General features: G+C 67.7%; 6 protein-coding genes and 2 pseudogenes. 4 read left to right on the forward strand and 4 right to left on the reverse strand.

Annotated elements, in window-relative coordinates:
* Nucleotides 1-20 precede the first annotated feature (20 nt).
* A pseudogene (gene putA, locus QP181_RS05540) lies at nucleotides 21-3,623 on the forward strand (trifunctional transcriptional regulator/proline dehydrogenase/L-glutamate gamma-semialdehyde dehydrogenase).
* On the opposite strand, the gene QP181_RS05545 reads toward putA, so the two are convergent.
* Nucleotides 3,574-4,503 (reverse strand): exonuclease domain-containing protein, encoded by a 930-nt coding sequence (locus QP181_RS05545; protein WP_333927913.1) that lies wholly within the window; start codon nucleotides 4,501-4,503, stop codon nucleotides 3,574-3,576. The pseudogene putA and the gene QP181_RS05545 sit on opposite strands and share 50 nt — an antisense overlap.
* Before the next feature lie 82 nt (nucleotides 4,504-4,585).
* Nucleotides 4,586-4,846 carry a DksA/TraR family C4-type zinc finger protein gene (locus QP181_RS05550; RefSeq protein WP_333922436.1) on the reverse strand — a complete coding sequence of 87 codons (261 nt, stop codon included), beginning with the start codon at nucleotides 4,844-4,846 and terminating at the stop codon, nucleotides 4,586-4,588.
* Between the two features lie 146 nt (nucleotides 4,847-4,992).
* On the opposite strand from QP181_RS05550, the gene QP181_RS05555 reads away from it, so the two are divergent.
* The 3 genes from QP181_RS05555 to QP181_RS05565 all read left to right on the forward strand — a co-directional run bounded on the left by QP181_RS05555 (nucleotide 4,993) and on the right by QP181_RS05565 (nucleotide 9,045).
* A complete protein-coding gene (locus QP181_RS05555) occupies nucleotides 4,993-5,802 on the forward strand; it encodes a class I SAM-dependent methyltransferase (RefSeq protein WP_435368344.1) in 810 nt (269 codons plus the stop codon).
* A gap of 76 nt (nucleotides 5,803-5,878) precedes the next feature.
* Nucleotides 5,879-7,699, forward strand: coding sequence for a DUF885 domain-containing protein (locus QP181_RS05560; protein WP_443027521.1), 1,821 nt, complete (start codon nucleotides 5,879-5,881; stop codon nucleotides 7,697-7,699).
* A 107-nt stretch (nucleotides 7,700-7,806) separates the two neighbouring features.
* On the forward strand, nucleotides 7,807-9,045 hold the full coding sequence (locus tag QP181_RS05565; RefSeq protein WP_333927914.1) for an ROK family transcriptional regulator: 1,239 nt from the start codon (nucleotides 7,807-7,809) through the stop codon (nucleotides 9,043-9,045).
* A gap of 34 nt (nucleotides 9,046-9,079) precedes the next feature.
* On the opposite strand, the gene QP181_RS05570 is transcribed toward QP181_RS05565, so the two are convergent.
* Together QP181_RS05570 and QP181_RS19935 are read right to left on the reverse strand one after the other, a co-directional pair.
* Complete coding sequence (locus tag QP181_RS05570) at nucleotides 9,080-10,573, reverse strand: carboxylesterase/lipase family protein (protein ID WP_333927915.1); 1,494 nt, start codon at nucleotides 10,571-10,573, stop codon at nucleotides 9,080-9,082.
* Nucleotides 10,570-11,170: pseudogene (locus QP181_RS19935) on the reverse strand (GDSL-type esterase/lipase family protein). Before QP181_RS19935 ends, QP181_RS05570 begins: the two are co-directional and overlap by 4 nt.
* Nucleotides 11,171-11,268 lie beyond the last annotated feature (98 nt).

The following is an 11,268-nucleotide window of genomic DNA, read 5'->3' on the forward strand; positions in this document are numbered from 1 at the left end:
TTCCAGACGAGGCTCGCCGCATGCCGCACACATCTTCGCTTTCGCCATTGTTTGCCGATTTCGCCCCGCCGATCCGCGCGCAGAGCGATCTGCGCCGTGCGATTACCGCCGCGTATCGACGTCCCGAGGCCGAATGCCTCGCACCGCTGCTCGATCAAGCGACGCTCGACGACGCCACCGCGGCGGATGCGACGCGCACCGCGACATCGCTGATCACGGCGCTGCGGGCGAAAAAGCGTGGCGGCGGGGTCGAGGGGATCGTCCAGGAATATGCGCTGTCGAGCCAGGAGGGCGTCGCGCTGATGTGCCTGGCCGAAGCGATGCTGCGGATTCCGGATGCGGAGACGCGTGATGCATTGATCCGTGACAAGATCGCGGGCGGCGATTGGACGTCGCATCTGGCCGAGGGGCGCTCGTTGTTCGTCAATGCGGCGACCTGGGGCCTCGCGCTGACCGGCAAGCTGACCGGGAGCGTCGACGACAAGGGGCTGGGCGCGGCGCTCACCCGGTTGATCGCGCGCGGGCGAGCCCGTGATCCGCGGTGGCGTGGCGATGGCGATGCGGATGATGGGCGAGCAGTTCGTTGCCGGCCAGACGATCGCCGAGGCGCTCAAGCACGCCAAGGGCCCGGAGGCGGAGGGCTTCCAGTACAGCTACGACATGCTCGGCGAGGCGGCGACGACCGCAGAGGATGCGCGGCGCTATCACGGCGATTACGTCGCGGCGATCCATGCGATCGGCAAGGCATCCGCCGGCCGCGGGATCTATGGCGGGCCGGGGATCTCGATCAAGCTGTCGGCGCTGCACCCGCGTTATGCCCGGTCGCAGGCCGACCGCGTGATGGCCGAGCTGCTGCCCGACGTGAAGGCGCTCGCACTGCTGGCGAAGCGCTACGACATTGGTCTCAACATCGACGCGGAGGAGGCGGATCGTCTCGAACTGTCGCTCGACCTGCTCGAAAGCCTTGCGACCGACCCCGATCTGAGCGGTTGGAACGGGCTGGGTTTCGTGGTGCAGGCGTATGGCAAGCGCTGTCCGTTCGTGCTCGACTGGATCGTCGATCTGGCGCGGCGGGCCGATCGCCGGATCATGGTCCGGCTGGTCAAGGGCGCGTATTGGGACGCCGAGATCAAGCGCGCGCAGGTCGACGGGTTGGCCGATTTCCCGGTGTACACGCGGAAGGTACATACCGACGTCGCATATATCGTGTGTGCGCGGAAGCTGCTGGCGGCGGGGGATGCGGTGTTCCCGCAGTTCGCGACGCACAATGCGCAGACGCTGGCCACCATCCACGCGATGGCGGGGCCCGACTTCGTGATCGGCGATTACGAGTTCCAGTGCCTCTACGGGATGGGCGAGCCGCTGTACGAGGAGGTCGTTGGCGGTAACCGGTTGAACCGCCCGTGCCGGATCTATGCGCCGGTCGGGACGCATGAGACGCTGCTCGCGTATCTGGTCCGGCGACTGCTGGAGAACGGGGCGAACTCGTCGTTCGTCAACCGGATCGCGGACCCGGCGGTGCAGATCGCCGAGCTGGTGGCGGACCCGGTCGCGACGGTGCGCGCGATGCCGGTGCCGGGCGAGCCGCATCCGGCGATCGCCTTGCCGCGCGATCTGTATGGGATGCGACGCAACTCCGACGGGCTCGATGCGAGCGACGAGGGTGTGCTGGCGACACTGAGCGAGACGTTCCGCGGGGCGCTGGCGCCGGTGCAGGCCGGGACCGAGGGTGACGCGCGGCCGGTGCTCAATCCGGCGGATCACCGCGACGTCGTCGGTACGGTCTGGGAACTGTCGCCGGATGCAGCGCTCGCAATGGCGCGGACCGCGGCCGAGGCGGCTTCGCGTTGGGCGGCGGTGTCGGTCGACGAGCGCGCGGAGTGTCTCGATCGCGCGGCAGACGTGATGCAGGCGCGGATGCCGGTGTTGTTGCCGCTGGTCATGCGCGAGGCGGGCAAGTCGCTCGCGAATGCGGTGGCCGAGGTGCGCGAGGCGATCGATTTCCTGCGCTATTATGCGCAGCAGGCTCGGCTGCTCCCCGCGGGGCAGGTCCCGCTCGGGGTGGTGACGTGCATCAGCCCGTGGAATTTCCCGCTCGCGATCTTCGCCGGGCAGGTGGCCGCCGCGCTGGTCGCGGGGAATGCGGTGCTGGCCAAGCCCGCCGAGGAAACGCCGCTGATCGCTGCGCAGGGGATCGCAATCCTGCACGAGGCGGGCGTGCCCGAGGACGTGTTGCATCTCGTGGCGGGTGACGGCGCGATCGGTGCGGCGCTGGTCGCGGCGGTCGAAACGTCGGGGGTGATGTTCACCGGTTCGACCGAGGTCGCGCGGCTGATCCAGGCGGAACTCGCCAAGCGCGTGTCGCCGACGGGGGCACCGATTCCGCTGGTCGCCGAAACCGGTGGGCAGAATGCGATGATCGTCGACTCCTCCGCGCTGGCCGAGCAGGTGGTTGCGGACGTGGTCGCGTCGGCGTTCGACAGCGCGGGGCAGCGGTGTTCGGCGCTGCGCATCCTGTGTTTGCAGGAGGATGTCGCCGACCGGACGCTGGCGATGCTGAAGGGGGCACTGCGCGAATTGCGGATCGGCCGCACCGATACGCTGGCGACCGATATCGGCCCGGTGATCTCGGCCGAGGCGAAGACCATGATCGAGCGGCATATCGAGCGGATGCGGTCGCTCGGCCGCCCGGTCGAGCAGATCGCGCCGGCGGGGGACACGACGCACGGCACATTCGTGTCGCCGACGATCATCGAGCTCGACGATCTCGCCGATCTGGAGCGCGAGGTGTTCGGGCCGGTGCTGCACGTCGTGCGCTTCCGGCGTGCCGATCTGGGCACGCTGATCGATCGCATTAACGCGACGGGGTACGGCCTGACGTTCGGGCTGCATACGCGGCTCGACGAGACGATCGCGTTTGTCACGGCGCGGGTGCAGGCAGGCAATCTGTATATCAACCGCAACGTGATCGGCGCGGTGGTCGGTGTGCAGCCGTTCGGCGGGCGCGGGTTGTCGGGGACCGGGCCGAAGGCGGGCGGGCCGCTGTATCTCGGGCGGCTGGTGACGGGGGCGGATGTCGGAGCGCGCGGTTCGGGCGATCCGGTGGCGACGGAGTTTGCGTTGTGGCTCGAGGGTCGCGGTGATTCGCGCGCTGCGCAGAGCGTGCGGGAGTACGCAACGCGGTCGCCGCTGGGCGGTGTGACGGAACTGGCCGGTCCGGTCGGCGAGACCAACGTCTATGCGATCCATCCGCGTGGCACCGTGTTGCTGCTCCCCGAGACGCAGGACGGTCTGGTCGCGCAACTCGCCGCAGGTCTCGCCACCGGCAACGATCTCGTCGTCGGCGATGCGACGGCGTTGACGCTGGACCTTCCCAAGACGGTTGCCGCTCGCGTGCGGTGGGTCGAGGATTGGGCGGCGGCGGGGCCTTATGCGGGCGCGCTGATCGAGGGGGATGCGGCGCGGGTTCGCTCGCTCAACCAGGCGATCGCGGCGCTGCCTGGGCCGATCGTGCCCACCCAGGCCGGGGTGGCTACCGGCTCGACTGGCTGGTCGAGGAGGTGTCGACCTCGATCAACACCACGGCGGCAGGGGGCAATGCGAGCCTGATGGCGATGGCGTGAGCCGATAGGGGAGGATCAGGGGCGGCGGTTGGCGGCGATCGCTTTCAGCGCGTCGCTGGCGATGATCCGGATTGGTGAGCCCTCGGCGCGGAGAACCTGCGCCCTCGAATAGGCGACGCTCGACCGGGTCGCGCGGCCGAATGGCTCGCGGCCGGCTACCACCAGCAGCGTCGTCGAACTGCCGACCCCGGTCATTACGCGCGCCTAAGCCGGCGGCGATGTGCGCGAGCTTGCCGTCGCGGGGTTCGCCGAGGATCACGACGCGGTCGCCTTTCAGCGGTCCGTCGGCTGCCGCCGCGGGTGCGGGGCCGGCGACGCGCGGCGGGGCGAGCCAGTCGTTGAGCGACAGGCCGGTATGTTCGCTTGCCTTGACGATCACCCAGCCGGCGGCGCGCGCGTCGCTGAGCGCGTCGTGATGCTTGTGCGTGATCCCAAGATAGCGCGCGAGCAGCCCGAGGCGGTGGCTTTCGAGATCGGGCCAGGCGCGCTTGGCGACGCGGACGCTGTCGAGCCAGGTCGTCTCGATCATCGCGCGGTCGTGGACGCGGCAGGCGGCAGCCAGTGCGCCCTTGTCGAAATAGGAGTGCGCGACGGTGGTGCGGCCCGACAGATGGCCGTGGACGATCGCGTGGACGTCGGCGAAGGTCGGCTGGCCGACGACGTGATGCTCGGCGATGCCGTGGATCCGTGTGTTGAAGACCTCGAATATATCGCGCGGGTCGAGCAACGTCTCGTATTCGAAGATCTCGCGGCCGTTCTTGAAACCGACGATGCCGATCTGGCAGATGCTGCTGACGCGCGAGCAGGCGGTCTCGACGTCGATCACGACGAAATCGGGGGCGTCGTTTTGTGGGGCAGTGCTGTGCGTCACGTCGCTCATGGGTCTGCCCTGACGATCAAGCTGGGCCAAGTAAAGACGGGCCGATCCTCGCCCGGCATCGGGGGCGAAGACTTGCGTCACGTTATCGAAGCTGGCTGTCCTTGCTGCCGCGGCGGTTGAAGAGGGCGGAGGCGGGGCGATCGCGGCCGCTCTGGCAGGCGACGCAGGTGCGTACGCCGGGGATCGCCAAGCGGCGTCCTTCGGGAATGTCGTCGCCGCACTCCGCGCAATACGGCTCGCTCTCGCCGGTCGGCATGCGTGCACGCGCGGCGAGCACGGCGTCCATCACCGTGTCATCGATCTGATCCTGTACCGCGCCGTCGCGTGTCCAGCCGCCCGCCATTGCCTCGTCCTTTGTTCAACCTCTTCAAGAATATGGGTAATCATGCTGTCCTTTTCCAGACGCGGACGGGCGGCGCTGTGGCTGCGGGCTTGTGGATCGGCCGCATTCGGGCCACGCTCGGGTCAGCTCATTCCGAAAGGTCGACGATGAACCGCTCTGTCCGTCTCATGCTTTGTGCCGCCCCAGCCTTGCTCGTTGCGGGCATGCCAACCGTGGCTAGTGCGCAACGCGTACCTGCGCCGATCGCCGCCGCGGTGGCTGCGACGACGCGGACGCCGGCCAATGTCGCGCGCGATCGCTATCGCCACCCGGCGCAGACGCTGGCGTTCTTCGGGGTGAAGCCGACCGATACGGTGGTCGAGATCTGGCCATCGGGCGGCTGGTATACCGAGATCCTCGCGCCGCTGACCGCGCGCGGCGGCGCCTATTACGCAGCAGGGCCGTGGGAGAAGGGTCTTAACGGCGTGCGTGCGATGCAGGCCAAGAATGCCGCGACCTATGGCAAGGTTCGGCTGGCGGCGTTCCCGGCCGAGGCGGGGAAGCCGGGCGTGCCCGATGGCAGCGCCGATGTCGTGCTGACGTTCCGCAACGTCCATAACTGGCGCTTCGGCGGCGTGGATCAGGCGCGCGCGATGTTCGCGGCGATGTTCAAGATGCTCAAGCCGGGCGGTACGCTGGGGGTCGTCGAACATCGCCTGCCCGAGACGCGCGATGTCGCTGCCGAGGAGAAGAGCGGCTATATGAAGCCGAGTTCGGTGATCGGTTTCGCGACCGCGGCCGGGTTCAAGCTGGCGGGCAAGTCCGAGGTCAACGCCAATCCGAAGGACAGCGCGGATTGGCCGGGCGGCGTGTGGACGCTGCCCCCGAGCTATGCGTTGAAGGACGTCGACCGCGCGAAATATGCGGCGATCGGCGAGAGCGACCGGATGACGCTGAAGTTCGTCAAACCGCGGTAAAGCGTTGCTTGCAGCGGTTGGATGCCCGGCCTAATCCTCGCTGATAGCCGCGTGTTTGCGGTGGGGGAATTTGCCGGTGTCGATCAAGCTGCTGCTCGCTGCGTTTCTTGCAACCACCGGCGCGAGTACGGCGGTCGGGCAGGCGTTGCCGCCACCGACCGCGCAGGCCGGCGACAGCGCCGATGATACCAAGCTCAAGGCGCTGTTCTACGCGAGCGACGAGGCGAGCCTGAAGCGCAACCCGGTGTCGGCGATCTTTCGCGGCGACCTGCGCTATGCGGATCATCTCGGCGACTATCTCACCGACGCGTATACTGCGGCCGAGCGGGCGGCGGCGGAGGCCGATCTCGCCGCGCTGGGTCGGATCGATCGCGGTAAGCTCTCGGCGGTCGACCAGATCGCGTATGACGTGTTCGAGACGAATACGCGGATCACGTTGCGCGGCTATGCGCCCGACCTGCTCAAGATCCAGCGCGACCTGCCGATGGATCATTTCTCGGGGTTCCAGACCTTCTATCCCGATTTCGCGTCGGGGCAGGGCGCCGCGCCGTTCAAGACGCTCGTCGATTACGAGAACAACCTGAAGCGTAATGCCGACTATGCCGCGGTGCTCGATCGCGCGATCGGGCTGTTCCGCGAGGGGATGAAGGACGGCATCGTCCAGCCGCGGCTGGTGGTCGACAACATGATCGGCCAGTTCGACAATCTGATCAAGGAGGGTGTCGAGCGCTCGACCTTCGCGGGGCCGCTCAAGACGTTTCCGGCGAGCGTCGGCGCGGCGGATCAGGCGCGGTTGCGGAAGGCGTATGCGACGCAGATCCGCGACGTGATCCTGCCGGCCGAACAGCGGATGCGCGATTTCCTCGCCAACGAATACCGCGCCAAGGCGCGCGACAGCGTCGGGCTGTCGGCGATCCCGGGCGGGGCGAAGCTGTATGCGTATCTGATCGAGCAGAACACGACGCTGCCACTGTCCGCGGACGCGGTCCATTCGCTGGGTCTGTCCGAAGTCGCGCGGCTGCTGAAGGACATGGAAACGCAGAAGCGGGCGGTCGGCTTCAAGGGGACGTTGCCCGAGTTCTTCACCTATCTGCGGACCGATGCGAAGTTCGCGCCTGCGTCGGCCGAGAAACTGCGCGAGGGGTATCAGGCGATCGAGACGCGGATCTATCAGCGGATCCCGGAGCAGTTCTCGCTGGTGCCCAAGACCAAGCTCGAGATCCGCGCAGTGCCGGCGTTCAAGGAGAAGACCGAGGCGGGTGGCTCGTACCAGGGCGGTACGCCCGACGGGACGCGGCCCGGCGTGTTCTATTACAACACCTATGATCTGCCGTCGCGCTACACCTGGGAGATGGAGACGCTGTTCCTGCACGAGGGCGTGCCGGGGCATCATTTCCAGATCAGCCTCGCACAGGAGAACACTGCGCTGCCGGCGTTCATGCGGTTCGGCGGGAATACCGCCTATGTCGAGGGCTGGGCGCTGTATTCGGAGAGCCTGTGGAAGGAATTGGGCGTCGAGACCGATCCGTATCAGCGGATGGGCGGGCTAAACGACGAGATGCTGCGCGCGATGCGGCTGGTGGTCGATAGCGGCATCCATGCCAAGGGTTGGACGCGCGACCAGGCGATCGCCTACATGCTCGCCAACTCGCCGATGGCGCGGACCGACGCGACCGCCGAGGTCGAGCGCTACATCGCGATCCCGGGGCAGGCGCTGGCGTACAAGATCGGCCAGCTGACGATCGCGCGGACCAAGGCGAAGGCGAAGGCGGCGCTGGGTGCGAAGTTCGATCCGCGCGGCTTCCATGCGCAGGTGCTCGATACCGGCGCGCTGCCGATGCCGGTGCTGGAGAAGAAGATCGACCGCTGGATTGCCGCGGGCGGCGCCACGCGCTGACGGCATTCCAGAAGAATACCAAAATGATTTTTTGAATGTTGACTTGGGTTCGGTGACGGGGGACGATCGACAATACCAAAATGGGATCTTTCAAGATCACCGGAGGGATGAGGTTGAATTTTTCGGATTTCGAGCCGGCGGTCCAAGGCGGAGTTACCGCGGACGAGCGTGCGGTGCGGCTTGGGCCGAGCCTGTCGGGCACCAACCTGGAACGCGCGGGCGATTATAACCAGCGCGTCGTGCTGCGGGTGATCCGGCGCAATCCGGACATCACCCGCAGCGAAATCGCGGCGATGACCAACCTGACCTCGCCGACGATCGCTAATATCACGGCCAGGCTGTTCGACGCCGAGCTGATCGTCGATGCCGGCCGCCGCACCGGTGCCCGCGGCCAGCCCGCGGTGCGGTTGCGGATCAATCCCGATGGCTGCTTCGCAATCGGCCTCAACATCGACCGCGATCATGTGACGCTGGTGTCGCTCGATCTGGCGGGCACGGTCCGATCGCGATTCACCCGCCAGATCGCGTTCGCGATGCCCGAAGACGTCGTCGCGATTGTGCGGACCGGTCTCGCCGAGATCGAGCAGAGCGGCGTGATCCGCGCCGACCGCGTGCTCGGCGTCGGTGTCGCGCTCCCCGACGACCTCGGTCGCGTCGTCCTGCCGCACCGGCCCGAGGGGTATGAGCGCTGGGGCGAGGTCGATCTTCAGGCGTTGCTCGCGGACGTCGTGCCGTGGTCGATCCATATCGACAATGATGCCGCCGCCGCGGCGATCGGCGAGGCGCAGTTCGGCAGCGGCCTGGATCACGCCAGCGTCTTCTACATCCTGATCAGCGCCGGGCTCGGCGGCGGGATCGTGATTGACGGCACCTATTATCGCGGTGCCGATGCACGCAGCGGCGAGATCGGCTTCCTGCCGTTGGCGGGCGATCCGTCGCGTGTCTTGCAGGACGTCGTATCGCTGTCGGCACTGGCCGAGCGACTTGAGACGGCGGGGCTGTCGATCGCCGGACTCGATCCGACGCAGATGTTCTCCGAGGCCCATGCGCCGCATCTCGAGACTTGGATCGAGGAGGCGTCGACCGCGCTCGTGCCCGCACTGACCGCGATCAACTGCCTGATCAATCCGGCCGCGATCCTGCTCGGCGGACGCCTGCCTGATGCGATCCTCGATCGTCTGGCGGCCGAAACGTTGCGCAAGTTGACCGCCGCGGCGCCCAATATCCCGGCCTCCGCACCGATCCGCCGTGCGACGTTATCGCGCGATGCACCGGCGGTCGGCGCGGCGATCCTGCCGTTCCTCGACCGGATGCTCCCCTCCGATGCGATCCTGATCAAGTCCTGACAGAGTCCTGATCAAGTCCTGACCCGGGGGACGATCAGGGCGTGTCGCGTAACCCGCAGATCGACCCACGAAGATCGGTGCGGGCCACCGGTCCGGTCTGTTGGAACGCAACATAGCCGCGTTTGCCGAGCGAATAGGCCGGCCAGTGCGGCAGTCCGGCGCCGTTGGGATCGCCGGTCTTCACGAAATTCGTCCAATAGGCGGCGAGTGGCGGCTCGCCCGGTTTGGCTGGGTTGAAGACGTAACCGAGCTCGCTGGCGTGGCTGACGGTGCCGCCCGGTGGCGCATAGTCGAACTGATACTGCCAGACCGGGACGCCGACGCGCGTGAGGGCTTTCGAGAGCGCGACGGTGGGGCAGCGGAAGGTGAGGTCGTTGGCGAGCTGCACGGTCACGTCGCCGAGCCTCGGGTCGGTGACCGGGGTGCCGCCTGGCTGGAGCCCGTAGAGCGTCGCTGCGCGATCGGCATTCGGTCCGAATTCCCGGCGGATCGTCGCGGTCGCCGCAGGCAGGCCGCCATGCAGCGTCAGTTCGCGTGCGTTGATGCCGGCGATCAGCGGCGCGCGCGAGACTTTGCCGGTGGCGAGCAGATGCGCGGGCGTATCGGTCAGGACGCGGCCATCGACCACCGCCTGCAACCAGATGAAGCTGTCGTCGTCGAGATCGGGGACGTCGACCGCATCCTGCGCGGCGAGGATAGAGTCTACCGGCAGCGCGCGGAGCTGGGCCGCGGTCGCCACCGCGGGCAGCCCGGCGGTCGTGGCGATCAGCGCGCCGAGACGCTCGTTCTGCGCAAGGCTCCGCGGCGCGACCCCGAAGCCTGCGGTGCCGCTTTCCTGGATCGCCTGCGCGAACAGCGTGCGCGAGGCTGGGGCGAGGCGGTGCAGCGCGACGTCCTGCGCGCCGGCGGACTCACCGGCGATCGTGACGCGGCGTGGGTCGCCACCGAACCGCGCGATGTTGCGCTGGACCCAGCCGAGTGCGGCCTGCTGGTCCATCAGTGCGTAGTTGCCCGAATGGCCGCCTTGTTCGCGGCTGAGCGCAGGGTGCGATAGAAAGCCGAGTGCACCGAGGCGGTACTGGACGCTGACGAGCACGATGCCGGCCTCGGTGATCTTCGATTCCACCGTGCCGCCGCCAGCGCCGGCGCGGTTGGCACCGCCGTGGATCCAGACGAGGACGGGAAGGGGCTTGTCAGCCGTATCGGCACCGGCCAGCTTGGGCGTGCGGACATCGAGGAACAGGCAGTCTTCGGCACTGGTCTGGGCCGCAGCGCGGTTCCAGTCGCCATAGACCAGCTGCGCGCAGGCGGGGTGCTCGGCGATCGTGTCGACGGGACTCGTCCAGGGTGCGGGGCGCTCGGGCGCACGCCAGCGCAGCGGGCCGACCGGCGGTTTGGCGAACCGGATGCCACGAAACACCGCGCCGCCACCGGTGAGCGCGGCACCGCGGACCGGTCCATCGTCGGTACGGACCACCGGGCCAGAAGTAGCCGGAGCAGCGGCGGCGAGCGCGAGCGCAAAGATCACCGGGCGATCGCCTTTGGCGCAGGCTTTGCCAGTGCCGAGCGGATCGCGGCTTCGGCGACCGGGCCCATTACCGCGTACCCCGCCTTGTTCGGGTGGACGCCGTCATAGGTCAGGCTCGCGCGCAACGCCTTGCCGTCATGCAGCGCGGTCCAGTAATCGGCATAGGTCAAGTTGGTCTGCGCGGCGTAGGTCTTCAGCCAAGCATTCATCGCCGCGATCTTGTCGGCGGTTTCGAGACCCGGACGCCACGGGAAGTTCGCGGCCGGCGGGATCGAGGCGAGGATGACACGGATGCCATGCGCGCGCGAGTTCGGCCATCGTCATGATGTTCGCCTTCGACTGGTCGGGCGTCATCGGCCCCGTATTGCCGGCGATGTCGTTGGTGCCCGCCATGATCTGTACCACCGCCGGCTTCAGGTCGATGACGTCCTGGCGAAAGCGCAGCACCATCTGCGGCGTGGTCTGCCCGCCGATGCCGCGTCCGAAGCGGTTGTTGTCGGCAAAGAACGCCGGGACCATGTCGAACCAGCCTTGCGTGATCGAGATCGCCGATGAAGACCACGCGCGGCTGTGCGCCCTTGGCGGGGACTGCCGCATTGGCCTGTTGATAGCGGCCGAGCCAGGCCCAGTCGGTGTGGAGCCGGTCTTCGGCTTCGCGCGCCGCCTTGGTCTTGGCGTCTTCGGTCTGCGCGACG

Origin of the sequence: Sphingomonas sp. LR55, from assembly GCF_036856015.1 — a bacterium.
Lineage (GTDB): Bacteria > Pseudomonadota > Alphaproteobacteria > Sphingomonadales > Sphingomonadaceae > Sphingomonas.